The 24,215-nt window shown below is 69.6% G+C and carries 19 protein-coding genes; 10 read left to right on the top strand and 9 right to left on the bottom strand.

The genetic code is table 11. The features are described 5' to 3' along the window. Positions 1 to 31 precede the first annotated feature (31 nt). On the bottom strand, positions 32 to 820 hold the full coding sequence (locus tag OG965_RS04390; protein WP_371649292.1) for a VOC family protein: 789 nt from the start codon (positions 818 to 820) through the stop codon (positions 32 to 34). A gap of 339 nt (positions 821 to 1,159) precedes the next feature. Between OG965_RS04390 and OG965_RS04385 the strand changes: the two genes are divergently transcribed. The 4 genes from OG965_RS04385 to OG965_RS04370 all read left to right on the top strand — a co-directional run bounded on the left by OG965_RS04385 (position 1,160) and on the right by OG965_RS04370 (position 6,549). Beyond that, a complete protein-coding gene (locus tag OG965_RS04385; RefSeq protein WP_371649290.1) occupies positions 1,160 to 2,614 on the top strand; it encodes a serine hydrolase domain-containing protein in 1,455 nt (484 codons plus the stop codon). 109 nt (positions 2,615 to 2,723) lie between these two features. Further along, the gene (locus OG965_RS04380) at positions 2,724 to 3,368 is read left to right on the top strand and encodes a CatB-related O-acetyltransferase (protein WP_371649288.1); all 645 of its coding nucleotides are present in this window, start codon (positions 2,724 to 2,726) and stop codon (positions 3,366 to 3,368) included. A gap of 184 nt (positions 3,369 to 3,552) precedes the next feature. Further along, on the top strand, positions 3,553 to 4,761 hold the full coding sequence (locus tag OG965_RS04375; protein WP_371649286.1) for a macrolide family glycosyltransferase: 1,209 nt from the start codon (positions 3,553 to 3,555) through the stop codon (positions 4,759 to 4,761). 429 nt (positions 4,762 to 5,190) lie between these two features. After that, complete coding sequence (locus OG965_RS04370; RefSeq protein ID WP_371649284.1) at positions 5,191 to 6,549, top strand: phosphatase PAP2 family protein; 1,359 nt, start codon at positions 5,191 to 5,193, stop codon at positions 6,547 to 6,549. A gap of 546 nt (positions 6,550 to 7,095) precedes the next feature. Here the strand turns inward: OG965_RS04370 and OG965_RS04365 are convergent. Further along, positions 7,096 to 8,331, bottom strand: coding sequence for an MFS transporter (locus OG965_RS04365; protein ID WP_371649282.1), 1,236 nt, complete (start codon positions 8,329 to 8,331; stop codon positions 7,096 to 7,098). A gap of 502 nt (positions 8,332 to 8,833) precedes the next feature. On the opposite strand from OG965_RS04365, the gene OG965_RS04360 reads away from it, so the two are divergent. Then, complete coding sequence (locus tag OG965_RS04360) at positions 8,834 to 9,301, top strand: MarR family winged helix-turn-helix transcriptional regulator (protein WP_371649281.1); 468 nt, start codon at positions 8,834 to 8,836, stop codon at positions 9,299 to 9,301. Here the strand turns inward: OG965_RS04360 and OG965_RS04355 are convergent. From OG965_RS04355 to OG965_RS04335, 5 genes are all read right to left on the bottom strand, one after another. Then, the gene (locus OG965_RS04355; protein ID WP_371649279.1) at positions 9,254 to 9,958 is read right to left on the bottom strand and encodes a class I SAM-dependent methyltransferase; all 705 of its coding nucleotides are present in this window, start codon (positions 9,956 to 9,958) and stop codon (positions 9,254 to 9,256) included. The two genes, OG965_RS04360 and OG965_RS04355, sit on opposite strands and share 48 nt — an antisense overlap. A 128-nt stretch (positions 9,959 to 10,086) precedes the next feature. Continuing rightward, positions 10,087 to 10,542, bottom strand: a complete 456-nt coding sequence (locus OG965_RS04350; protein ID WP_371649278.1) for an ASCH domain-containing protein — start codon at positions 10,540 to 10,542, stop codon at positions 10,087 to 10,089. Between the two features lie 165 nt (positions 10,543 to 10,707). Continuing rightward, the gene (locus OG965_RS04345; RefSeq protein WP_371649277.1) at positions 10,708 to 11,100 is read right to left on the bottom strand and encodes a hypothetical protein; all 393 of its coding nucleotides are present in this window, start codon (positions 11,098 to 11,100) and stop codon (positions 10,708 to 10,710) included. Next, positions 11,093 to 11,956 carry a heavy metal-binding domain-containing protein gene (locus tag OG965_RS04340; protein ID WP_371649275.1) on the bottom strand — a complete coding sequence of 288 codons (864 nt, stop codon included), beginning with the start codon at positions 11,954 to 11,956 and terminating at the stop codon, positions 11,093 to 11,095. The genes OG965_RS04345 and OG965_RS04340 overlap by 8 nt, the downstream gene beginning before the upstream one ends. 1 nt (position 11,957) lies before the next feature. After that, complete coding sequence (locus tag OG965_RS04335) at positions 11,958 to 12,833, bottom strand: heavy metal-binding domain-containing protein (RefSeq protein WP_371649273.1); 876 nt, start codon at positions 12,831 to 12,833, stop codon at positions 11,958 to 11,960. 369 nt (positions 12,834 to 13,202) lie between these two features. On the opposite strand from OG965_RS04335, the gene OG965_RS04330 reads away from it, so the two are divergent. Next, positions 13,203 to 13,760, top strand: a complete 558-nt coding sequence (locus OG965_RS04330) for a DUF1062 domain-containing protein (protein WP_371649271.1) — start codon at positions 13,203 to 13,205, stop codon at positions 13,758 to 13,760. A 110-nt stretch (positions 13,761 to 13,870) separates the two neighbouring features. On the opposite strand, the gene OG965_RS04325 is transcribed toward OG965_RS04330, so the two are convergent. Next, positions 13,871 to 18,769 (bottom strand): helix-hairpin-helix domain-containing protein, encoded by a 4,899-nt coding sequence (locus OG965_RS04325; protein ID WP_371649269.1) that lies wholly within the window; start codon positions 18,767 to 18,769, stop codon positions 13,871 to 13,873. 219 nt (positions 18,770 to 18,988) lie between these two features. Between OG965_RS04325 and OG965_RS04320 the strand changes: the two genes are divergently transcribed. The 3 genes from OG965_RS04320 to OG965_RS04310 all read left to right on the top strand — a co-directional run bounded on the left by OG965_RS04320 (position 18,989) and on the right by OG965_RS04310 (position 22,849). Then, entirely contained in the window at positions 18,989 to 19,654 is a 666-nt protein-coding gene (locus OG965_RS04320; RefSeq protein WP_371649267.1) for a winged helix-turn-helix domain-containing protein, read from the top strand. After that, on the top strand, positions 19,651 to 20,880 hold the full coding sequence (locus OG965_RS04315) for a sensor histidine kinase (RefSeq protein ID WP_371649265.1): 1,230 nt from the start codon (positions 19,651 to 19,653) through the stop codon (positions 20,878 to 20,880). Before OG965_RS04320 ends, OG965_RS04315 begins: the two co-directional genes overlap by 4 nt. 106 nt (positions 20,881 to 20,986) lie before the next feature. Then, complete coding sequence (locus OG965_RS04310) at positions 20,987 to 22,849, top strand: glycoside hydrolase family 9 protein (protein WP_371649263.1); 1,863 nt, start codon at positions 20,987 to 20,989, stop codon at positions 22,847 to 22,849. Positions 22,850 to 22,890: 41 nt separating this feature from the next. On the opposite strand, the gene OG965_RS04305 is transcribed toward OG965_RS04310, so the two are convergent. Next, positions 22,891 to 23,676 (bottom strand): helix-turn-helix domain-containing protein, encoded by a 786-nt coding sequence (locus tag OG965_RS04305; RefSeq protein WP_371649261.1) that lies wholly within the window; start codon positions 23,674 to 23,676, stop codon positions 22,891 to 22,893. Between the two features lie 250 nt (positions 23,677 to 23,926). On the opposite strand from OG965_RS04305, the gene OG965_RS04300 reads away from it, so the two are divergent. After that, entirely contained in the window at positions 23,927 to 24,127 is a 201-nt protein-coding gene (locus OG965_RS04300) for a hypothetical protein (protein ID WP_371649259.1), read from the top strand. Positions 24,128 to 24,215: the final 88 nt, after the last annotated feature.

The following is a 24,215-nucleotide window of genomic DNA, read 5'->3' as shown; positions in this document are numbered from 1 at the left end:
CTGGCACTCGCCCTGCGTCCTTGTGTCCGGGTCAGCTGGACTCGGTGGGGGAAGGGGTGATGATGGCGAATTTGCCGCCCTGGGGGTCCTGTACGACAGCCATCCGGCCGGCGGTCATGTTGAACGGTGGCCTGAGGACCTTGCCGCCGCCGCGGATCAGGGCTTCGATGGTGCTGTCGGTGTCGTCGACGGCGAAGTACGTCAGCCAGTGCGAGGGCGTGCCCGGCGGCATCTTGTCGAGTCCCTGCATCCCGGCGACGGTCCGCTCGTCCACTTCGAGGGCGGAGTAGCCGTCCTCGCCTTCCATGGGGGCCCTCGTGATGCCCAGGATGTTGGAGTAGAAGGTTGATGCGGCATCCGGGTCGCTGGTGTTGAGCTCGCTCCAGATGAACGCGCCGGGCTCGTTGACGACTTGGGCGCCGGAGAAGTCCCGGGCCTGCCAGAGGCCGAACACCGCGCCCGTGGGGTCGGCGGCGAGGGACATGCGGCCGAGTGTGAGCACGTCCACGCCGGGCATGATCACGGTGCCGCCGTTGCCGGCGATCTTCTTCTCGCTGGTGTCGGCGTCGGAAGCGGCGAGGTAGGTGGTCCACACGGTCGGCGGGGTGGGCCCGCCGTCGGGCGATATCGCGGTCGCGATGCCGGCCACGGGCTTCCCGTTCAAGGTGCAGACGGCGTACCCGCCGGTCTCCGGCGGCCCCACCTCACCCTGCCAGCCGAAGAGGTCGCGGTAGAAGTCGAGTGCCGCCTGCTGGTCGGGGACCATGAGGTCGACCCAGCAGGGAGTGCCGGGCTTGTAGGGGCTGTTGACATCGGGCATGAGCATTCTCCGTAAGCTGATGGAACGGAATGGAACGCAGAAGGGCGTCGCAGCTCTGAGCAACCAATGATCTCACCGGTACGGCTCCCAAACCAGGAATCCAGGCAGTGGGGATGCCGTACGGACACACCAGCAGGCCGCGATGCCCGGGGGACTGGGGCCCGCCGTGCGAAGACGACGCAACGACGTAACTCCCGTCGTCTAAGGAGAACTTGGAGCGGATCCGCCGCATCCGCAATGCCGTCTGATGTCCGAGAGTCGCCTGGGGGCAGGCCTCACCCTCAAGTGGGTGGCGTACCTCAGTGACAAGGTGCCCGCGGGTGCGCGACGGTGATCGGTATGACATCAGGCTCACACCTCATCAGCGCGCCCGAACAACCCCGGACGCGACCGGCTGCCCGCCGCCGTCGCGAGCGCCTCATGGTGACGGCGTCCCTCCTGGCGATGACCGGCCTGGCGGTGACCGGCCTCGTCGACACACTCGATCATGAGGCACATGCGGCTGCCCGTACGGCCGTTATTCCGCCGGCCGCACCGATCCACGCAGCCTCCGCCTCTGCCTCTGTCTCCGTCACCGTGGCCACCGCCGCGTCGTCCGCCGTGGGGAGCGGGACCACGTCGCAGCAGCGTGCCCAACTGACCCAACTGGCCCGGGAACTGGTGGCCGCCGGGGCGCCCGGCGTGGTCGTGCGGGTGGACGACGGCCACGGCCGACCCCTGGAGATCACCGAGCAGGCCCCTTGGACCAGGCCAGATCACCGGCTCAGGGCGGGGGACGAGTTCCGGATGGGCTCCAGCACCAAGACCGTGATGGCCACCCTCGTGCTGCAACTGGTCGGTGAGGGCAAGCTCGCCCTGACCGACCCCGTGGACACGTGGCTGCCGGGCCAGATACCCAACGGTCGCGCGATCACGCTGCGCATGTTGCTGAACCACACCAGCGGCCTCGTCGACTACACCGAGGATCCCGCGATCCTGCCCTCGATCATGGGCAAGGACCAGAGGCGATGGACATCGGAGCAACTGCTCGCACTCGGCGTGCGGCACGACCCGACGTTCCCGCCCGGCAGTTCATGGTCGTACAGCAACACCAACTACGCCGCGATCGGCGCCGTCCTGGAGAAGGCCACGGGCAAGGGCCTGGCCGATCTGGTCCGTGACCGGATCGCCCGTCCGCTTCACCTTGAGCACACCTACTACGCCACGGACTCCGCCTGGCACGGCCCCCACGCCCACGGCTACGAACCCGATGCCGCCCACATGCCGCCGGATGTGCCGGCCGGGTTCAGGGACTACGCCGGGGCGCACCGCGACGGTCATGTGGACGTCTCCGACAACAACCCCTCGTGGGGCGGCGCGGCCGGGGCCATGGTGTCGACCGCGTACGACTGGAGCCGGTTCTACTCCGCGTTGATGTCCGGCAAGCTGCTGCCCGCCGCCCAGCTGGCCGAGATGCGCACCACCGTGCCGATCTTCCCGGACCAGCCGGACGGACCCGGCTACGGGCTGGGCATCCAGACCAGCGCGACCCCGTGCGGCACGGTGTGGGCGCACGACGGCGGCATCCCCGGCTACCTCAGCGTCACCGTCACCGACCCCACCGGCAGGCGCACGGCGAACGTCCTCGTTGTGACGGAGGCCTTCGCCGAGCACCCGGACGCCTTCCCCGAGCTCGCAAAAGCCGCCAAGACGCTCCAGACCGCGACGGTGTGCGCCATGTTCGACAAGCCTGCGCCGCCTGCTGCACCGACTGCTGCGCCGCCTGCTGCGCCGCCTGCGGATCCGACCCGCTGATCCTGTTCTTGCAGGTGTAAGCAGGCATAAATCGGTGTCCCGGCAAGCGCAGTACCGCGATCATGGAGCGGCTACGGACCCACACACAGCCCGGAAGGAACCACTCCCCATGCCCGTGCCTGCCGACCCGACGATTCTCCATCCGATGCCTGAGCAGCCGCGGGTCGTGCTGCTCAGACCGCTGGTGAAGTCCCCGCTGATCGAGGCCGGGGAGTACTCCTACTACGACGACCCGGACGATGCGACCGCGTTCGAGACGCGCAATGTCCTCTATCACTACGGCCCGGAGAAGCTGATCATCGGCAAGTTCTGTGCGCTGGGCACGGGCGTGAAGTTCATCATGAACGGTGCCAACCACCGCATGGACGGCCCCTCGACGTTTCCCTTCCCCACCATGGGCGGCTCGTGGTCCGAGCATTTCGACCTGCTCACCGGCCTGCCGAACCGGGGGGACACCGTCGTCGGCAACGATGTCTGGTTCGGCTACGACACGATGGTGATGCCCGGCGTACGGATCGGACACGGCGCGATCATCGGCTCCGGCGCCGTGGTCACCACGGACGTACCCGACTACGGGATCGTCGGCGGCAACCCTGCCCGCCTCATCCGCACCCGCTACAGCGAACCGGACATCGCCCGGCTGCTCGCCGTGGCCTGGTGGGACTGGTCTGCGGAGCACATCACCGAGCACGTACGGACGATCATGTCGGGCAGCATCGCCGACCTGGAAGCCGCAGCCGGCAGCCGACGGTAAATGAGATGCACACCCGCCTGACGCCGCTCTAGAGTCACCAGCGTGAACTTCCTTCAGATCTACGGCTGACACGGTCGGGGCAGCGCCCCGGCTTCCGCCCTCATGTCCTGTGCGCGCCTGCTACCGAGCCCCTCGGAGAGGCCGACGCACTGGCTTGCCGTGTCCCTTTCGCCGTAGAGCTGAAATGAGTGGTTCCTCCATGTCCTCCGCGTCTTCCGCATTGCCTCGCCGTGCCCACATCGCGATGGTCGGCATCCCTGCCGTCAGCCACATCCTGCCGAGCCTGGAGATCATCCGCGAGCTGGTGGCACGCGGTCACCGGGTGACCTACGCCAACGACCCGGCGGTGACCGATCTGATCGCGGCCTCCGGTGCCGAACTCGTCCCCTGCACTTCCGGCCTGCCGGTCGCCGACAACGACTGGCCCGACGACCCCATCGCCGCGATGGGCCTCTTCCTCGACGACGCGGTTCAGACACTCCCGCAGCTGCGCGCCGCGTACGACCATGACCCGGCGGACCTGTACCTGTACGACATCGGCGCGTACGCCGCGCGCGCCCTCGCCGAATCGCAGGACCGGCCCGTCATGCAGCTGTCCCCGACGTTCGTGGGCTGGGACGGCTACGACCAGGAGGTCGCGGCACAGCTGTGGCAGCTGCCCGGCGCCGACGCGTACCGGGCGAAGTTCGCCCGGTGGCTCGCCGGCTGCGGGGCGATCACCACCGACGTGGACACCTTCTCCGGCCCTCCCTCGCGGGCCCTGGCGCTGATCACCCGGGCGATGCAGCCGCACGCCGACCGGGTCGACACCGACGTGGTGACCTTCGTCGGGCCCTGCTTCGACGCACCTGCGGGCGCGGACGGCTGGATCCGCCCGGCGGATGCGCGGAACGTGCTGCTGATCTCCCTGGGCTCGGCGTACACCCGTCAACCGGAGTTCTACCGCCAGTGCCTGGCGGCCTACGGCGATCTGCCCGGCTGGCACGTCGTACTCCAGATCGGCAAGTACACCGACCCGCGGGAACTCGGCGACATCCCGCCCAACGTCGAGGTGCACTCCTGGGTCCCTCAGCGGGCGATCCTGGAACAGGCGGACGCCTTCGTCACCCACGCCGGTATGGGCGGCTGCAGCGAGGGGCTGCTGGCGGGCGTCCCCATGATCGCGGTGCCGCAGGGCGCCGAACAGTTCATGAACGCCGACCAGCTCGTGGAATTGGGCGTGGCGCGCCGCGTCGACACCGCGCAAGCCACCGCCGAGACCCTGCGGGCGGCCCTGAACGACCTGGTCACCGACGCGGAGGTCGCCCGCCGCTCGGCATCGCTGCGCGCCGGGGCACGGGCTGAGGGCGGCACGTCGCGGGCGGCCGACCTCATTGAGGACATGCTGAGCTGAGCCTGGCCCGCCGCACCGCGCCGGCCGCGAGGCCGTGGGTTCGATCGCGCGGTGCGGCGGGACGCCCGCTCCCGTCCGGCGCATCCCGTCTGCCCGCCCGGCGGCAGCGCGTGCGCTGTCGGTTGCGGCCCGGCGCGGTCGGCGTCGTCAAGGCCGTAGCGCGGGGGTGCTTGCGCTCTCCGGCCGATTCGTTGTGAACTGCCCGGATGACTATCGCCCTGGACCTATCGCCTGCGCCGCTCCGCCCGCGCGTGGGGTCGAGTGATCTTCGCGCGATCGCTGACCCGCGAAACCCACCCGCGTCGCTCCGATAACATGATCCAACGGCGATCACCTCCGGCGCCGCCCTTTACCGGAACTTTATGCCATCCGGCACGGGAAATGACCTAGAAAATTAAATTCTAACAATCGGCCAGACAATTGACTTCTATGACATCGCGGGTGCTTTCGCGAATAGCCCGCAGAATTGACTTCGCCGCGTGGCGCCAGCCGCGGGCGTTGCTGTGGGCTACGGCGGGTGTGGTAACCCTCGGATTCCTCATCGGCCTGGAGATCACCGCGCGTCACTACGGTCTGCCGGGTCCGATCGTCAATCAGGCGCAGGAGGTGGTATTCGCCCCCAAATCGGGGCCGCTGTTGTACGCCGGTATGGCATTGACGATGGTCGTGCTCACCTGGCGGCAGCGGTTCATCGCGCTCGGCGCCGCAATCGGCATCGACGCCGTTTTCCTGCTGGTGCGGTGGATGGTCGACGCCAAGCCTGCCTTCGGCAACGGCGCGTTGTGGGTGATTCTGGGCTGCGCGGTCATCGCTATTACGCGCCGCACCGGCGGGGAGCGTCTCCTGCTGCTGAAGGGCGTCGGGCTGGGCCTGCTGCTGGTGGCGGGCCACAAGACCGGCGACACCTGGCTGCTCATCACGTCGAAGACCCGCCCGATGGTGCTCGACCAGTACGTGGCGACCGCCGACCACGCGCTGGGCAACCCGTCGTGGCTGGCAGGCCAAGTGGTCGAGGCTAGCGGCCCCGTCGGCTCCCATGTGCTCCACCTCGTCTACAGCCAGCTTCCGCTGGCAGCGGCCCTCGTCGCGCTCTACCAGCTGCGTAAAGTGGCGGTCGAGCGCCGTTTCCCGGAGCACCATCTGGTGCGCACCTTCCTGGTGATCGGGCTGCTCGGGCCGGCCATCTACATGATCTTCCCGGTGGTCGGACCGGTCTTCGCCTACGGCGACGGCGCCTTCGACACCGGCGGCGGGCATTGGGCGCTGGCCAACCTGTGGCCGGACACGCCGCCGCCGATCAACCCGCACGCGATGCCGTACGACGAGATCACCCCTCGCAACTGCATGCCCAGCCTGCACACGGCGTGGGCCACCACGATCTTCATTCATTCCCGCAAGGGCACGCGGGCCGTGCGGTACGCGGGCACGTTCTGGCTGGTTGCCACGCTCAGCGCAACGCTGGGATTCGGCTACCACTACGGTGCGGATCTCATTGCCGGTGTGGTGTTCGCGCTCACGATCGAGGCGATGATGCGCTCGTTCAACCGTGGCTGGGACCGGTCCGGAATCCTGCTGGTCGCTTACGGCACCGTGGTATTCGCCGTACTCCTGGTGTCGTACCGCTATCTGTCGATGGAAATGGCCGGACACCCGTGGGTGTTCGGACCGCTTCTCATTCTGGCGTTGGCCTCGGTGGTCTACGGCTATGTGCAGACCACCAAATCGTGGGAGCCGCAGGTCGCACCAGCGCGGAAACCGGAATTGCAACCGCAGCCCGAGCTGGTTTGAGCCGTGCCGCACGGGAGGGGCCGTACGCCCCGTCCTCGCCGAGCCGGCTGAGGAGGGGGCGTACGGTCCGTTCTCGTACGGCACGATGATCCGGGGGCGGCACTCCTCGTCAGTACGGGAGAGGGCGTCCGCTGGGCGTGCGCAGGTCCAGCGGCGGCCGGGGGGCCGGGGCCTGCGGCCGTTTGACGAGAACCTGTCGCATCACCATCACCACCTGAACTGGACCGGGTCCCTGGTCCAGCGGGTGTACCCCGATTCGGAGGGTGTCTACCTCGAATCCGGGAGGGAAGTCATACGAAGAGCCCCCGAAGGCCTGGCGCATGATCGTCCCGCTTGCCGGGTATGGGGCTGGCACGGAAGTGAGTCCTGTGCCTCAAGACCGAGCCGGAACTTCAGGAGATCGGCGCCTGGATGGTGAGGCTCGCCGAGCGCGCTCCTCAGCGCCCGCACCGTCCTTCCTCACAGGAGATGTGGGACACCGTGGCCGCCTGAGAGCCCTCCAGCTGAGCGGCACCGAAGTTCGGTGTGCGCTCGGCTGCCGTCGTACTACGGGTTCTGGTTCGCCGGGCGAGCCGGTGGCGGCTCGGCCGGCTGGTGCTGTTCGTTTCGGTCGGCCAGCGCGGCCGAGAACCGCGCGCGGGCGATCGGCCCGACGAGTGCCACGGGCAGGGTCACGGCGGCGGCGATCGCGAAGAGCGTGCCGAAGTGCTCGTCGTCCGCCAGCCCGCTCACCAGGAACGTGCTGAGGGCGGCCCCGGTGTACACGGCACTGGCCACCAGCGAGGTGGCGATGCCGCGTACTTGGGGCGGCGCGACCTCGGTGCCCCAGGTCTGCACGATGGACTGGACCAACGCGAAGGCGAGTCCGGACAGAACGCTGGCCGCCAGCACGGTGACCATCGACTGGGCGGGCACGCAGACCAGATAGCCCACACCGAGCAGTACGCTGCCGACGCCGAAGTGGGTCGCCGCCGACACCCGGTCGCCCAAGGTGCGTACCGCCACGCCGCCGGCCACCGCGGCCAGTCCGTAGCTGCCGGTGACGAGACCGGCGTACACGACGCTGTGCCCTCCCGACTGCAGCGCGGTGTTGAAGAAGTTGAAGAAGCCCAGCATGGCCGCGCCCTCGAAGAGCGCGAAGACCACGAGGAACCGGAACCAGCCGATACGGAAGACCATGCCGAGCCGGGCCTTGACGCTCGTGCCGCTGGGCGCCGGGGCGGAGGCTTCCGGCAGGCGGCCGAAGGCGAGGGCGAGCAGCGGTGAGCAGATCGCGACCAGCAGGATCGCCGCGCGCCAGCTCCACAGATGGGTGAACACACCGGCGACCACGGTCGCGCCGGCCGTGCCGACCGCCCCGGCCGCCAGGACGCTCGCCACGGTCCGCTGCCGCTGGGCGAAGGGCAGCCGGTCGCCCACGTACGCCACCATCACCGGCAGCAGGGCGGCCGCCGACGCGCCCGCGAGTGCCCGTCCGAGGATGAGCACGCCCAGGTTGGGGGCGAAAGCGGACACCACGTCGGCGACACACATGCCGATCAGGGCCGCTCGCATGACTCGTACGCGCCCGTACACGTCGGAGACGAGGCCGTGGACGGGCTGCATGAGGCCGAACAGCAGCAGGTAGGCGGTGAGCGCGATGGTGACGGAGGAGACGCTGACCCCCAGGCCCTTGGACGCGGGCAGCAGCAGTGGGGTGATCACGATCCGGTCGAAGTTGCCGAGGAAGGATCCGGCGTAGATCAGCCGCATGTCCTGGGCGTCGTTGGCGTGCTTGTTCATGCTGTTCCCTCCGGCCAGGTGGCCTGCTGACGGGCTGCGGCTGCCTACGCCCTTGCCCCATGACTGTCCCGGAAGGCCGATTAATCAATGGAGCTGATAGTCAGAGGCCCTGATGGGTCAGTATGGGACTGTCCGACGGAATCGTCAACGCGGGGAGCCGGGCCTCCGCGAGCACCAACTGCTCGTCGTGAGGGTTCAGTTGAGGCAACTGGTGACGTCCTTTGCTGGTCACGGGTGCGCACGCGCGAGGCACCCCCGGCTCGGGTCGAAGGGCGCCTCCATCGCAGCGCTCGATCAGGCGCGCGGACTCGATGACGCGGGCCGCCACGCCGTCACGCCCTCTGTTGAAGGCTTGACGGGTCGCGGCAGCATTGATGTTCTGTCTCAAAGACAGTCAGTGTCGCTGTCAGATCCGAAGCGTGAGGGAACGCCGGTCGGGCCGTCAAGTGCCCTGGGCAGACCGTGCGTCATTCCTTACGTCCGCTGGAGGGGAGCCGGAAAAATGACGGTGAGCGGGGAACTCGGCGTGGAGGATCGGCCTTTGTTCGAAGGGCTTCAGCAGTGGCACGGCTTCCTGTTGCGCAAAGCCGCCCAGGCGGTCACGGGACACGCCGAACGGGATTTGTGCCCCCTTCAGGTGACGATGCGTCAATTCGGTGTCCTGAGTGTCGTCGCGGCCGAACCGGGGCTGAACCAGCGGGCCGTGGGCTGCCGGCTCCGGATCGACCGGACGACCATCGTCGCCCTGGTGGACAAGCTGGAGGGGGCGGGGTTGATGGAACGCAGACGCGGCCCCGACCGTCGGACCTCGGCGCTGCATCTGACCGAAGGGGGTGTCGCACGACTCCGGGAGGCGCAGGAGGTGCTGGCCGAGGTCCATCAGGAGTTCCTCAGCCCCCTGTCCGCCGAGGAGCGTGAAGCCCTACGGAATCTCCTGATGCGTCTCGTGGCGCGGCAGCCCGGCCTCTGACGGTGGCAGACTCGGGTGGTCGCCGATAGCGCGACCGGCCCTGATCACGGTGGCGTACGACTCGCGCTCGCCCGACGCGGTGGTGACGGTGTGGACCACCCGCTCGGCCCGTTCGACGCGCAGATACGGCAGTTCGGCGGAGAGGCGCTCCGGGGTGAACATCCGCTCCGCATCGGACGGGCCTTCGAGGCCCCTGCCGAGGTTGTCGAGATGGTGCCCCACTACGACCAGCCGTCCGCCCGGAGCCAGCGCCTTGGCCGCCCGGGCCAGCAGTGCGGCCCGCTGCGGCGGCTCGATGTGCACGTACGTGATCAGGATGAGGCCGAAGGTGTCCTGCCGCGGCTCGTAGGAGGCGAGATCCGCGAGGACGGTCGTCACGTCCAGTTCCTCGGCCGCGGCCTGTTGGCGGGTGCGCTCCAGAGCCGTTGCTGAGAAGTCCACGGCTGTCACCCGCCAACCGCGGCGGGCGAGCCACAGGGTGTGGCGTCCGGCCCCCGCGCCCAGGTCGAGGGCCAGGCGCCGCGGCGTGTTCGGCCCGGCGGAGGTGTCCGGCGGTACGAGCGCGAGCTCCGCGACCGCCAGCGGATGGGGGGCAAGTGTCCAGCCGATGTCGCCATGGGTGTACCGACGGTCCCAGAACTCCGCCGAATCCGTCATCTGCGCTCGTACCTCCGCATGTTGGGAAGAGCCCTGAGCAATTTGACAGGAGGACAGATTATCACCGGTCCTGCCTATCGTGGGCGGCTGGGCGGCTGGGCGAGCGGCCATGAGCGATGAGGGGGTGGTCAATCAGTCGGGCGAAGGTCGGCGATGAGGCGGAAGCGTTCCAGAACCATCAAGGTCGCGTCGTTCACGGTGAATTCCGGGTCCTCCAACGCTGCGCGCATCTCGTCGCCGTGCCAGAACCGCTCGTGGTTCGCCCGCCACCCGGCGATGCTGGTGTCGCCTTCCCCTTCATCCACCACGTGAGCGAAATCGACCTGCGCAAGCGGTACGACCCGCACGCCGGTGACCTCGATGACCGCGACCGGACGGTCGTCCGAGTCGACGACCACCGCACGGCTCCCGATGGGCGGCAGCGGCTCCCCTTCGTGCTCGTAGGCGATCACGAGTCCGGTGGTGGAGGTCTTGGAACCATTGAGGATGGCTGCGACAAGCTGGTCACGCAGCGGGCCGGGGAAGGCGAACTCGGCCCGGGGCAGCGATGCGATGTCGTCGGGAGAGACGGCGTCAGTGGTCATACGGTCACAGTAGCGACCCGCTTGCTCAAACCGGCAGCAATAACGGGCGGGGGACGGACAGGGGGACTTCGGTTTGACCTTCTGCCCGCAGTGATGCTCGGTTCACCGCGTGGATACCACCGCCGGTGACTCTACGGGGCGATACCCGACAGGGTCGGCGACCCGTCAGGCCAGGAAGCGTTCGACGGCCTCGCGGGCTCGGGCGTTGGAGGCGGCGGCGTGGGCCAGGGACTGGGCCAGCGCATCGATCCACTCGTCCAGGCCCACATGGCGCCGCGAGAGCACGATGCCCCGCACCTCGTGGCAGATCTCCCCGGCCACCCGGCCCCGATCCATCCGCAGCGAGAGCCGCTGCTCCCCGAGCGCGACGTCCAGTTCGGCGACCGAACCCTCGCGCCCGGCCACCCGTTCCGCGACGGATCGCCTGCGCTTGACCCGCACAGCGCCGGGCGGCAGCGAGTCCGCCAGGTTCGCCGACAACACCTTGGCGTAGAGGTTCAGATCCGCGCTGTCCTGGCGCAGCGCCGCGGCCAGCAGTTCCACTTCCCTCTCAGGCATCGAGGCTCAGCACCATGGTCGGCCGCTCGATGATGTGGTCGTCGCGAAGCGGGCGCACCGCTGTCCCGATGGCGAAGAACTCGGTGGTGTGCGTCCCCCAGTTGTGCGAATGCTGCCTCAGTTGGACAGCCACGATCCCCTCGGCCTCCAGGGCGTTGCCCTCCGCCTGCATACGGCTCATCGCCAGCTCGCGTGCATCGTAGAGTGCCTGGGTGAACGGCTCGATCTCGACGTTGCGGCCCGTGCTGCTCAGCACTTGAGCGAAGCGCTGGTGCGCCACGTGGTAGACACACGACCCCATGACCATGTCCAGCGGCGCGTATCCGGCCCGGATCAGCGTCCAGAAGTCCTGGCCGGACAGGTCCGAGGTGAACGGCTTGCCCTTGTTGTTGAGCCAGGTCCCGCCCGGCCCCGGGTCCGCACCGTCCGCCTTCACCGCCGTGCCGATCGCGATGAACTCGGCGATGTCCGAGCCGAACTCCTTGAACTCGATGTCCAGCCGCACCCCGACGATCCCGTCCGCTCCCAGCGCGCTCGCCTCCGCCTCCATCCGGCCCATCGCCAGCTCGCGCGCGTGGTACATGGCCTGTGACAGCTTGGTCAGCTCCTGGTTCTTCGACCACCGGCCGAGCTGGAGGCCGACGTGGTAGACCGAGGAGCCGAGGACCAGGCCGAGCGGGCGGAAGCCGACCTCGCGCACCAGCAGAAACTCGTTCACCGTCAGGTCCGAGGTGAAGAGCGAGCCCTTTTCCCCCGGCTGGAGCTGCGCGAGCCGCCGCATCGCGTCCTCGGGCACGCCCTCCGCCGCCGGCCGCGCGGTTCTCCCGGCCGGTTCCTGCCCCGTTCGCTCGGTCATGTCAGCGCTCGCGCTCCAGTCTCATGATGGTCAGTGGTCTGGGCCCGGCGGGCCGCTCGGAGCGGCCGAACCGGGCGATGGAGGTGCCGACGAGGACCGCCTCCGCGCTGAGGTCGCGCGTGTACCCGTACGTGGGGCACTCGTTCTCACGCACCCTCAACTCCATCCCGTCCACCACCACTCCGTCGCCGCCGTGCTTCGTCGCATCGAGGGCCAGTTGCTTCCGGGCATCGTGGCGGACGAGGTTGATCAGCTGGGTATAGCCGTCGACCTCCTGGTTCCCGGCGGTCCAGCGGATCCGGCGGGAGGTGCGCCAGTCGTCGTGCCGGGTTTCGAGGGCGATGCCGAAGACGAGTCCGGTGGGAACCCATCCGCCGTGTACGAGCTTGGCGAAGTCCTGGCCGCTCAGGTGCGAAGTGAAGGGCAGGCGTGGCCGGATGCGCGAACGGGCCCGGACCGCGGTGCCCAGCGCGGTGAACTCCAGGCCCCCCGCCGGGAACCCGCCGACCCGCAGCCGCACCCCGACGATCCCGTCGCCGCCGAGCGCGCGGCACTCGGCCACCGCGCGGGACAGCGCCAGCCTGCGCACCGCGTACATCGCCTTCACCAACTGCGCGTACGACGACGTCCATGCCGAGGACGGCGGCACCTTCCTGCCGTCCGCGACCGACCACGCGCCCGGGCAGCCCCAGACGCCGGTGGACCCGATGTTGAAGACGGCCGTGCCGAGCACCTGCCCGACCGGCTCGAACCCGACACCCTTGATCGCCGCGAACTCCTCGGACGACAGCGCCGAGCCCCAGGTGTTACCGGCCCGGGGCTCTGCCGTCCCACCGGCACCAACCCCCGGCAGTCCGGCGTCTCGTCGGTGTGTCATCGACTTCCGTGCCCTCGACCTCTCGGCTCACCGCGTGGATCACCTCGTCATTCGGCAGCGTATGTCATCGGGGGGATACGGGAAATGGTGATCACGGACTCCGACGGCTCTGCCCGTCCCAGCGCACCAGGGCATGTCCGGTGGGTCGAGGGTGGTGCGGGCGCCCGCCGTTCGGCATCGCCACCCTCCCGAAAATCAATGGAACCGCACTCCCGTGTGCCGTTACCGTTCTCCCGCCCGCAGTCGCCCTGTCAAGGACGTGCCGTTGTACACCAAGTGAGACCCCCCGAGCGCTGATCCGTCGCGCGTCGCACCTGTGCGCCGCGCTCCTTTTCGCTGCGGTCTTCTCACTGGAACCGGTGTATTTCTGTGTCTGAAACCTGGGTGGTCGTGCCCACCTGCCTGCCGATAGTTCTCCGCCGTTGCCCCAGGTGCGCCTCCGGGCGCTTCCGGGCGAACGGCAAATTCCGCGTCAACGCCAACCACAAGCTCCTCGACGCCTGGCTCCTCGCACTGTGCACCGAGTGCGGGGACACCACCAAGCTCACTGTCCTGGAGCGGATGAACGTGCGTTCCGTACAACCCGAGTTCCTGAACCTGCTGCACGACAACGATCCCGGCCTGGCAGCCGAACTGCTTCAGGACCCGGTCGTACGGCGCCGCAATCGCATCGCCCTCGACTGGGACAACGCCTGGCGCCTCGACAGCGGCGCGCCGGATCAGCCGCATCAGCCGGAAGGTGAGGCGATCGAGGTCTCGGTCCGCTTTGCGGCGCGGATACCTGTGCGGCCGGTGCGACTGATCGCCGAAGGTTTCGGCCTTTCGCGAGCCGAGGTCGAGAAACTGCTCGTTGAGGGCAACCTCGTGTCGACCGTACGTCTGAGCGGCAAGCTCTCGGGCGACTTCACCTTCACGCTCAAGCGCTGAGTCCTTCCGGCCGGGCCTGTCCGGCGGTATCCGACACAGGACGTGTCGTACCGCTTGTCAGGCCCGACCGGGGGCGGACGACGACCCCGAAGGGACGTCACACGCTTCGGCTAGAGGGAGATCTGAATGTCGGCGAGGGCGATCAGCCTGAGCACGTCTTCCTGTGCGGCGTGGGTACGGGCATAGAGATCGGACGGCTCGGAGCCCTTGTAGTACTTCATCAGGTCGATTTCCCCCGACGTCGGGTACACCGTGGCGTTGGGGGACGGTTTCTGGAAGTCCCACAGGTCCAGCGGGCTGCCGTAGACGGTGCCCTTGTGGCTCCATGACAGGTCTCTGCCGCCCGCTGCCTCCAGTACGGTGTGTCCGAACTCGTGGGCCGCGGTGTGTTCGAAGTCCTCGTCGGCTGCTGTGCCCGGGCCCCCGTAGAAACCCTCGTTGTAGTAGATGCGCGCGTCGATGATCCCCGAGTTGTGGCTGCGGCGGTACTCCGAGTCGGTCTCGACGATCAGGTTGAGGGCTACCCCGTCGGCGAGGCTCTGACGGGCGGTCGCCGTCACCACGAACGTGTCGCTCCCCGGCGTCACGGAGCGGGACCAGTACTTGCCGAGGCCGCTGAGGACGAGTGGAGCCAGCCGGTGGAACTCGCTCGGAGTGATGCCGCCCGCAGGGCTGTTGGCGACGTACACGTCCAGCGCGATCTGCTTCGTGGCCGAGTTCACCTTGGCCGCGACCCAGCTCCGTCGGGCGGTCTTCAGGTGCACCGCCTTCTCGACGGAGACCAGGCCGGCACCCTCGAATCTGACCGTCAGCCTCAGCGGACGGCGGAAGACCTCGGGGTCGAAGACACCGGCCTTGTCCCGTCCGTTCCAGCGCCACACATGGGTGCCGGCTGTGAGGAAGGAAGGGGGCAGGACCTCTTCGGCGACCAGTGTGGGAGTGCCGTCGTCGAGTTCGAGGACCGCCCTGTCGGCCCTGATCTTGCTCAGGTCGGGGATGGTGAGCTGGACTTCGAGCGGTGGCAGCGTGCCCAGCGGGTCCAGGGACTGCTTTCCCTTCGGGAGCGTGATCTTCACCAGGGGCTCGCGGGCAGGGCTTGACGCCGGCATGACCGGGCGGGCGTCGATGTCGACCTTCTCACCCGTGGGCTGGGTGACCCTGACCGCGGCGTTGTTCGCCCCGGCGGTCTCGGTGAGTTCCTTGACCTCCTTGGCCGACGTGGCGGACTCGGGGTTGGTGGCGCCCGCGCCCACCATGCCGCGGATGGCCGTACTGGTGAGCTCGGACGCCTTCGCGTCGTCGATGAGGCCCTTCGACTTCGCCGTCTCGATCGTCTTGATGGCCTTGTCGATGTCCTTGCTCATCTTCCCCTGCAGGGCGAGGTCGGCGGCCTTGGTGCCGAAGGCGGTCGCGGTGGTGAACGCCTCCTGCAGGGCCGCGGCGGCGTTCTTCTGCGTACCCTCCAGCCCCGCCATGTCCCGGAAGGACCCGGACTGGCCCAGCAGGGTCAGTGCGGCGCCCAGACCTGTCGGATCCGGTGCCGCCGGGGCGTTCTGCATCGCGATGATCGGCTGCTGGAAAGGCGTCGGTGTGACGTCCGCGGGGGCGGCCCGCCGGGTGTCGGTCGAGGTGGGCAGGATCTGCGGCGGCGAGTCCGGGATCGGGGACTCCTCCCAGCGCCAGAAGCGGGTCTCGTCGATCTGCTCGCACGAGTTGCAGGCGCCCATGGCCGCCTCGGCGTAGACACCGCTGGTGGGGACGGCGATCCGCGAGGGCTCCATGGGAGTGTTCGGCTGGTAGTGGCCCAGCAGGTCGACCGGGTGCTCGGTGTCCTGCCGGTAGGTGGGGTCGAGGTGGAAGCCGCGTGCCACGGGCAGCACCAGGCTGTTGCCGACGATGCCGATGAGCTCGTTCTCCACCACACTGGCCACCGAACGGCCGCCCGCGTTGGGTGCCACGAACCCGTCGAGCAGCATGAACCGCCGGGCATCGCTCATCCGTGCCCACAGCAGGTGGTGGTAGCCCTCGATGTTCTCGTTGAGGTGGTCAAGGAGGTTGCGGGCCAGCTCCTTGTCCTCCTCCCGTGGATTGCGCAGCTCCTGGCGGTTCAGCGGGGTCTCGATCCGGACTTCGTCGTACCCGGTGAGGTCGTTGCGGATGGACGCACTGGAGAACAGCCGCGACGACAGATGCCCCGTGCGGTAGCGTAGCTCCCCGGAATCGATGATCACGCGGGAGCCGTAGGGCAGCAGGTCGATCACGAAGGGCAGGCCGGGCAGCGCCAGCTTCGAGCTGATGACGACGGCCTTGATGTCGGCGCGGTGCACCGGGGGCAGCGAGGCGGCCATGCGCAGCGAGACGAACAGGCTCCGGTCGTTGGCGAAGCGCGAGACGAGGGTGGGATCGATCGCGAGATCGACGGTGGACTCGTCGTTCTTGACGGCGTGCACCCGTAGGTGCTGGACGACGGTGGCGGCGATCTTGGGGCCGAGCTGTTCCAGGAAGACCCGGTCCTTGAAGTTCTGGTCGCGCAGGTACTGGTCGTAGAAGTCCTTGGGGGTGAACCCGAACAGGCCGAGCAGCGGGTTCCATTGCGCCGGGTCGAAGTCGTCGTCGGTGTCCCTGGGGCGGGCCAGCTGGAAGGTGAGGTTCAGCTCGCCCTCGACGGATTCCAGGTTCTCGTCGGCGTAGCGGCCCACGGGCAGGTCACTGCCCGCGTAGTGGGCGTCGATCCGCTCCAGGGCGTCGAATCCGGCCCGCAGCGCGGGCGGCACCGCATCGGCCAGGGTGTTGCGCCACCGCAGAGCCTTGGCGTCGGTGAACCAGGACATCAGCAGCGGCACCAGCAGGCACTCCTGTACGTCCACCAGTCGCTCCCTGACCAGCAGATGACGCAGCACCTCGAAGTACTGGATGGTCAGCGCGTGGCAGTGGTTGTAGTTGGCGACCGACTCGGTGGTGGCGACCACCCGCTCCCCTTGCGCCACGGTGTGCACGACCGAGGTGCGCTGGGTCCGTACGGAGGACGCGGCCTGGACGGTGCGGTCCCGGAGCTGGTTGAGCGCGTTCGCCGCGGTGCTGCGTGAGGAGTCCTGCCAGGCGGTGCTCTGTGCACTGGCATAGCCGCCGCCGACCCCCAGCAGGCCGCCGACCGCTCCTGAGATCGCCGCCACTCCGCCGCCGGCGGCGATGGAGCCGGAGGAGGACCGGGAGCCGCCGCGCGTGGACTCGGCCAGGGTGCCGGTGACGATCTCGGTGATGTCGCGGTCCCTGGTCAGGTTCGCTTCGAGGCTGTCGCGGGACTCACCGGACTCGGCCCGCGCGGTGGTCTCGCGCCGCTCCCAGTCGAGGACGGCGATCTGCTTCTTCTGGCCGGGCGCCAGCGGCAGGCTGTAGAGGAGATTGCCCATCGAGTAGCCGTCGGCCACCCACTCCTGCTTGAACCGCAGGATGTGTCCATGGGCGATGGTGCTCGCCTGGTAGACGGTCGGATCGTCGTCCCAGTCCACCGGGTGGGCCCCGGTCAGCTGCTGCCGCCCCGGCGGCTTCGCCTCCACTTCGCCGAGGTAGCGCAGCAGGTCGCCGTGCCGGGTCTGCTGGGCGGCCGCGTACACGGCCTTGAGCGTGGATACGTCCGGGTCGCGGGCCAGCGACTTGAGTACGGCGGCGTCGATGTATCCGGCGGCAGGCAGAGTCGGCTCGTCCACCGCCTCTCCATCGCCGGTACGGTCGGACGCGTCGGCCCCCTTGTCCACCGCCCGTCGCGCCGAGACGTCCGCGGCTGCCTCCGCTCCGGGGGCGTTGCGGAACTCGGCCCGCGACTGGGCCAGTTCGGCCACCAGGTAGGGGGTGAGCAGACGCACCGGCACCTTGGGCGGCTCGTCGAGCGACAGCCCCTTGATCTCCGGCTCGGTCGTACGGACGAGGTAGCTGAAGCTGTACTCCTCCAGGGTGCGGTCGGGCTTGGTGAAGTCCACACAGCGGCCCACGCCGGCGTCGGTGGAGAACGTTCCGTCGGCGCGGGCCAGGTCGGTGGCGTCCGGGGACCGCGGCGCGCTGTCCGTGTCGTGGCAGGCGCAGTCCTCCTCGGCCGCCGGTTCCGGGACGTCGACGACGAGGACAGCCGTCTCCGGGAAGATCCCCCTCTCCTCGGGGCCCGCCTCCGTCTCTACTGTCGGCGCCAGCAGATGCACCGGTACGTCGGCGGGCCCGTCCGCGAGGCCGACGGTGGCGTGGGCCGAGGTGAAGTATCCGACGGGGTAGGGCCCGCTGAAGTGTCCCTGCGCGTCGGTGGTGGCGACGATCAGGGCACGGAAATCCACCGGTTGGGGTTGCGCCGCCTCCGCGCCCCAGAGCACCACCTGCACGCCCGCCGCCTGGCGACGGCCCGCGGAGTCGATCACCCGGCCGCGCAGCCGCGTCGGCATCCCCGCCGTGGGATCGGTGTTGGCCTGTGTGGTGCCGGGCTCGCGCGTCGTGACCGTCAGGGCCACCGTCCGTGGCAGACCCGGACCGGGTTGGGTGGTACTGACCAGCAGTTCGCCGTCCGGCGCGCTCGCCCTCAGGGTGACGTCGCCGACAATGCTCTGGCGCGCCGGAATGCTCAATGCGGCGAGTCCGTCGGCTCCCGTGGAGCCCGAAGCCGCGAACGGGACGCTCGCAACACCCTCGCTTCCCTCGTCACCCGTACGGCGCACGCCCACGACCACGACCGAGTACCCGGTGAAGTCGCCACCGCCGCCCGCCTGGACGAGCTGGACGTCCAGTGGCTCGGGCGGCGGCGCGGACCCGGGCGCAGGGCCGGAGGACGTCTTGACCGTCACCAGTTGCTCCAGCCTCGCGAACGACGACGGTGACATGCCGGGGACGCGCATCAGCTCCTCGACCGCTTCGAAGAACCCGTGCGCCTCGCGGTAGGCGATGATGCTCTCCGCGAGGGCGGGCTCGACGCCGGGAAGCGCCGCGAGGTCCTTCGCGGTGGCGGTGTTCAGATCAACGAGCTCAGCCATGACGGATCCTCGTGGGCGTTGCGGGCGAAACGCGGCGGCCGACATTCCGCCATGGACATCGAAATCGCCCCGCCCGACCCTCGCGAGCCGGAGTGCTCCCTTTGGCCCATCGGATCCTGCCACCGGGAGGGGCCGCCTCTCAGCAGGCCTGATGCCCGGACGGGTTCAACTGGCGGGCTGTACCTGGACCCGCTCCGGCTGCCCGTAAGCTGCCGTCCCATGCGTGTGCTGGTGGTGGAGGACGACCCCGAGCTGGGGCCCGTCGTGGTGGAGGGGCTGCGCGCGGCCGGGTTCGCCGTGGACCTCGCCGTGCGGATCGACGAGGCCGATCTCAAGCTGGACGTCAATACGTACGACTGCCTGGTCGCCGACCGGGGGCTCCCCGACGGGGACGCCCTCGATCTCGTACGGGACCGGCGGCGCGCCGGGTCCACACTGCCGGTGCTGCTGCTCACCGCGCTCGGCACCGTTGACGACCGGGTCGCCGGATTCGAGCACGGCGCCGACGACTACCTGGTCAAGCCCTTCGCCTTCGCCGAGCTCACCGCGCGTGTGCGCAGCCTGTGCCGCAGGGGGCAGCCCGTGCGGCTGCCGGAGCTGCGTGTCGGCGACCTGGAGCTGGACCTGCCGCGCCGCCGGGTACGCCGGGCGGGGGTGCTGCTCACCCTCACCGCCAAGGAGTTCGGCGTACTGGAGACGCTGATGGTGCGCGCCGGCGAGGTCGTCACCCGGAGCGAGCTGATCGACAGCTGCTGGGACGAGATGAGCGACCCGATGTCGAACGTCGTCGACGTCGTCATCGCACAGCTGCGCCGCAAACTCGGTCCCCCGGAGCTCATCGGGACGGTGCGCGGTGCCGGCTACCGCATCGCGGGCCCCGAGTGAGTGCTCCGCAGCGGCGTCCGCGCCCGGCCGTGGCGCGGCTCGCCCGGCTGCGGCGGCGGCTGACCGTCCTGTTCGCCGGGACCACCGCGGCCTGCCTGGTCGTCCTCGCCGTCGTCGCCGCCTCCATCGACGCCCACTCCCGTACCGAAGGGCTCGACAAGGAGGTCGGCCGCCGGGCCGACGGTCTGGCCCGGGCGGTGTGGATGGACAAGGGTGTCCTTCACCTCGAACCCCTGGCGGAGGACGCGCTGGCCAAGGAGCCCGGCGCGCTCGCCGTGGTCGGCGGGCGGCAAACCCCGGATGTGCGCTGGTCACGCCCGGGCCCGGGCGCGTTGCCCGCGCCCGCCCGTATCGACGGACTGTGGCGGCGGGTCCTGTCCGAGCAGGACACGGTGTACGCGACCGAGACCTCCCGGGACGGTACGACCCTGCGCTGGGCCGTCTCGCCGGTATGGGACGACGACAGCATCGGCGCGGCCGTCCTGGCCGCCGCCGACCCGGGCCCGGGCGAGCGCGACCATGCCCTCCTGCTGCGCTGGCTCGCACTCGGCTGCGCGGCCCTGGTCCTGGCCGCCGCCCTGATCGGTCATCTGCTCTCCGGGCGCAGCATGCGTCCCGCGCTGCGGGCGCTCGACCAGCAGGAGCAGTTCCTCGCCGAGGCGGCGCACGAGCTGCGCACCCCGCTCGCCACGCTGCGGGCGACGCTGGAGTCGGGCGGCGGCGCAGAGTCGGTCCGGATCGTCGACCGCATGGGCCGTCTGGTCGGCGGGCTGCTCACCCGGGCACGGGTGGAGGCGGGCACCCAGGAGGTGGAGCTGACGCCGCTCCGGCTCGACCAGCTGGTGGAGCAGGCGGTGGAGGAGGTGGCACGGGCCCACCCCGGGGCCGAGGTCACGGTGTCGGCCGAGCCCGTGGTGGTCGCCGGGGACCCCGACCTGCTGGAGCAGGCGGTGCGCAACCTCGTGGAGAACGCGCTGCGGCACGGCGGCGCGACCCCCGTCGAGGTACGGGTGCACCCCGACGGGGTCGCGGTGCGCGACCACGGTCCGGGCTTCGGTACCCGCACGGGCGCGGGCGGCAACGGAATCGGCCTCGCCATCGTCGGCTGGGTCGCCGAGCTGCACGGCGGCACGGTGGAGGCGGGGGGCGCACCGGGGGGCGGCGCGCTGGTGCGGCTGCGGCTGCGGCCTGAACCGGAGCGGTCGGAGCGGGCTGTTCCTGAGTAGGTCGGCCGGGCGGTTCGTGAGCGGGCAATCCGTCCGCACGGGGGAGTGTCTCCGTATGGCGGGCGCCCTCATCTTCTCCTCATGATGCGTCCGCCAGTCTGGCCGCATGTTCGCGAAAGCCAGGCGCCCGCGCGCCGCATCCGTCACCCTGGCCACCGCCGTCCTCATCGGCTCCGGAGCCGTCTGGTACGCCCTGCCCTCGCGGGGGGTCGAGGCACATCCGGTCGTGGTCCGGGTGAACCAGGCCGGATACCTCACCGGTGGTTCCAAGGAGGCGTTCGTCATGGGCGGGGACGACGACGCGCTCGCGAGCGCGGGCTTCCAGGTGGTCGACGAGTCGGGCCGTACGGTCCTGAGCGGCAGGACCGGACCTCGCACCGGCGGCTGGAACGCGGCGTACGACACGGTCCGTACCCTCGACCTCACGGCGCTGACCGCCCCCGGCACCTACCGGGTCGAGCTGACCGGAGCCGCCAACGGCACCTCGCCGCACTTCAAGGTCGCCCCGTCCGGTGAGCTGATGCGCGGCCTGGCAGCCGAGAACGTGCGGTTCTTCCAGGCCCAGCGCGACGGCGCCGACGTCGTACCCGGCGTACTGGAGCGCAAGCCCTCCCACCTCGCGGACCGCGAGGCGACCGTGTACGCCACGCCCCGCTACAACGACGAGGGCACCGAACTGACCGAGCCGCTGCGGCGCGTGAGTGGGCCCGTCGACGTCTCGGGCGGCTGGTTCGACGCGGGCGACTTCCTCAAGTTCACCCACACCGCGTCCTACTCGACCGCCCAACTGCTGCTCGCCCAGCGTTCGTTCGGCGACGTGCCGGGGCTCGCCGCCGAGGCGCGCCACGGCCTGGCCTGGCTCGACCGGATGTGGGACGGACGTACCGGCACGCTCTACGCCCAGGTCGGGATCGGCGCGGGCAGCAAGGAGTTCCGCAGCGACCACGACGTCTGGCGGCTGCCGGAGGCGGACGACGCGCTGGACGTACGCGAGGGCGACCCCGACCACACCATCAAGCACCGGCCGGTCTTCCGGGCGAACGAGCCGGGCCGGCCGATCAGCCCCAACCTGGCGGGCCGGGTCGCCGGGACCTTCGCGCTCGCCGCCCAGGCGGACGCCAAGGACAACCCGGAGCGGGCCCGGCGGTGGCTGGAGAAGGCCGCGGCCGTCTACGGGCAGGCCGACACCGAGCACTCGGGCGAGCTGGTGACCGCGTTCCCGCACGGCTTCTACCCGGAGGAGTCCTGGCAGGACGACATGGAGTTCGGCGCCGTCGAACTGGCTCTGGCAGCACGGCAGGTGGACGACGGTCGGGCTGGGGGTTGGCAGCGCGAGGCGGGGGAGTGGGCGCGTAAATACATCGCGTCGGACGCGCGCGGCACACTCGGCGTCGCCGATGTCAGCGCCCTCGCCCACGCCGACCTGCTGCGCCTTGCGCCGTCCGGCGCGGCCGTGGCCGATCTGCGGCGGCAACTGTCGGACGGTGAGAGTCGGGCGGCCAAGGACCCGTTCCGGGCGGGCGCCGTCTACACGGATTTCGACGCGGTGCCGCACACCTTCGGTCTTGTCGCCACCGCCCGGCTGTACGCGAAGGCGACCAGCGACCACCGCTACGACGCCTTCGCCGAGCGTCAGCGCGGCTGGGCGCTGGGGGCCAACGCCTGGGGCACCGGTTTCATGGTCGGCGCGGGCGAGACGTATCCGCACTGCCCCGAGCACCAGGCAGCCAACCTGACCGGCACCCCGCTGCGCGGTGCGGTGGTCAACGGCCCGAACGCGGCGGCCAAGCTGTCCGAGCTCAACTCCTTCGACACGATGCGCCCCTGCGCGTACGGAACGGACACCTGGAAGCGCTTCGACGGCAAGGGTGCCCGCTACCTCGACCACGTCGGCGCGTGGCAGACGGTGGAGCCGGCCGACGACTTCACCTCCACCGCGCTGCTCGCCTTCGCGCTGACGGCGAGTTGAGAGCCCGCACCAAGTCGCCTGCCGGGGTCGTTGGTGTGCCGTCACCGGCTCTGCCTGGCCACGTATTCGTCGAGAGTCCGCAATGCGCCCCAGGCACGGTCGAAAATGGACGCGAAGTACGCCAGGAAGACGGGCCCTTCGACGCTGAACCCGGTGAGTTGTTGGCGGCCGGCACCGGAAAAGGAGAGAAAGGTGACGGAGTCGTCTATGAGGGCGGTGTTGTGCCAGGCGCAGGAGCTGTTCCAGGACATAACCCGTGCCTCGTAGGTGTACAGGTCCCTGACTTCTTCCTGATGTTCTTGCAGCCAGGCCAGATAGGCCGGCGGCGGCACGCCGTCGCGCTCCGGAACGCCGATGATGCGCCGGACGCTGGCGGACTCGCTGGTCTCCCTGGCCCACTGCAACAACGTCTCGTAGTAGGCAGTCACCTCCGAGTCGACCCACTGGCCGGGAGGATGGAGCCGTACGTAGGTGAGACGGATCTCGTGTCGGGCGGCGCGGACCCGGTCGGCCGCGGCGCGGTAGAAGGCGGGAGGGTCCGGGTAGCAGACCATGTCGGCCTGCAGCGTCTGCGGCGTCTGCGGCGCAGGGTGTTTCAGCTCGTCCAGCTCGGTCCGGACCTCCCGCCAGAGCTCCTTCCACCGCGCCCAGTCGCCGCCCAAAGCGGTGACCAGCCGACGGGTGACGGTCTCACTGGGCAGGCGACGGCCGTTGAGCGTTTCGGAGACCGTCGCCTGACTGCACTGCGCCCGCGCAGCGATCGTCTTGAGCTGAGGGTCTCCTGCGGCGATGCGCAGCCGTCGCAGCTCCGCGGCGAACCGCTGCACAGGCGGCAGCGCACCGCGTGGGTAGCCCTGCATGTTTCCCCCCAAGCGCCTGACACAAGCCGGATGGCCGAGATGCTCGCATCTCGTACGCCGAGGGCGTGGAACTTCACCGAATTCCGCTGAAGTAGGCGGAACTTCTGGCCCCTTCCAGGCACATCGAGGCCCGTTGGATTTCCTGGACGGCAGGCATCGGCGGCCAGTCGAATGGAGGACACCTCGGTCCAGCAGTGCCCAGGAAGGTGAGACAGACATGCCGATCGACTTCGCGACGTCACTCCGCCGCCATTACCTGACTTTTCTTGCCGTTCTCGTGATCGGTGTCGTCCTGATCATCGCGCGCGGCGGCACCTCGCAGTCCACGGCCATCGCCTTGGACTGCGTACTCGGTCTCGCCAAGCTGGTCAGCGGTTACGTCCTCGCGCCTGCCCCACCGGCGGTGCCCAAGCCGTGACGAGAGGCCGCCGGCCCCTGAGACACAGCCGGCGAGCAGGTGCCAGGGTGGAGTTGCCCATGTGGCGCAGCCGTGTGAATGCTGGACA

The sequence above is a fragment of the Streptomyces sp. NBC_00224 genome, from assembly GCF_041435195.1.
Classification (GTDB): Bacteria; Actinomycetota; Actinomycetes; order Streptomycetales; family Streptomycetaceae; genus Streptomyces.
The sequence above is the reverse complement of the archived record's forward strand: the minus strand, read 5'-3'. Positions and strand labels throughout refer to the sequence as shown.

What these genes read in the sequence shown, in the direction of transcription:
- OG965_RS04390 (WP_371649292.1), bottom strand. Translation starts at nt 820, where the DNA reads ATGCCCGATGTCAACAGCCCCTACAAGCCCGGCACTCCCTGCTGGGTC.
- OG965_RS04385 (WP_371649290.1), top strand. Translation starts at nt 1,160, where the DNA reads ATGACATCAGGCTCACACCTCATCAGCGCGCCCGAACAACCCCGGACG.
- OG965_RS04380 (WP_371649288.1), top strand. Translation starts at nt 2,724, where the DNA reads ATGCCCGTGCCTGCCGACCCGACGATTCTCCATCCGATGCCTGAGCAG.
- OG965_RS04375 (WP_371649286.1), top strand. Translation starts at nt 3,553, where the DNA reads ATGAGTGGTTCCTCCATGTCCTCCGCGTCTTCCGCATTGCCTCGCCGT.
- OG965_RS04370 (WP_371649284.1), top strand. Translation starts at nt 5,191, where the DNA reads ATGACATCGCGGGTGCTTTCGCGAATAGCCCGCAGAATTGACTTCGCC.
- OG965_RS04365 (WP_371649282.1), bottom strand. Translation starts at nt 8,331, where the DNA reads ATGAACAAGCACGCCAACGACGCCCAGGACATGCGGCTGATCTACGCC.
- OG965_RS04360 (WP_371649281.1), top strand. Translation starts at nt 8,834, where the DNA reads ATGACGGTGAGCGGGGAACTCGGCGTGGAGGATCGGCCTTTGTTCGAA.
- OG965_RS04355 (WP_371649279.1), bottom strand. Translation starts at nt 9,958, where the DNA reads ATGACGGATTCGGCGGAGTTCTGGGACCGTCGGTACACCCATGGCGAC.
- OG965_RS04350 (WP_371649278.1), bottom strand. Translation starts at nt 10,542, where the DNA reads ATGACCACTGACGCCGTCTCTCCCGACGACATCGCATCGCTGCCCCGG.
- OG965_RS04345 (WP_371649277.1), bottom strand. Translation starts at nt 11,100, where the DNA reads ATGCCTGAGAGGGAAGTGGAACTGCTGGCCGCGGCGCTGCGCCAGGAC.
- OG965_RS04340 (WP_371649275.1), bottom strand. Translation starts at nt 11,956, where the DNA reads ATGACCGAGCGAACGGGGCAGGAACCGGCCGGGAGAACCGCGCGGCCG.
- OG965_RS04335 (WP_371649273.1), bottom strand. Translation starts at nt 12,833, where the DNA reads ATGACACACCGACGAGACGCCGGACTGCCGGGGGTTGGTGCCGGTGGG.
- OG965_RS04325 (WP_371649269.1), bottom strand. Translation starts at nt 18,769, where the DNA reads ATGGCTGAGCTCGTTGATCTGAACACCGCCACCGCGAAGGACCTCGCG.
- OG965_RS04320 (WP_371649267.1), top strand. Translation starts at nt 18,989, where the DNA reads ATGCGTGTGCTGGTGGTGGAGGACGACCCCGAGCTGGGGCCCGTCGTG.
- OG965_RS04310 (WP_371649263.1), top strand. Translation starts at nt 20,987, where the DNA reads ATGTTCGCGAAAGCCAGGCGCCCGCGCGCCGCATCCGTCACCCTGGCC.
- OG965_RS04300 (WP_371649259.1), top strand. Translation starts at nt 23,927, where the DNA reads ATGCCGATCGACTTCGCGACGTCACTCCGCCGCCATTACCTGACTTTT.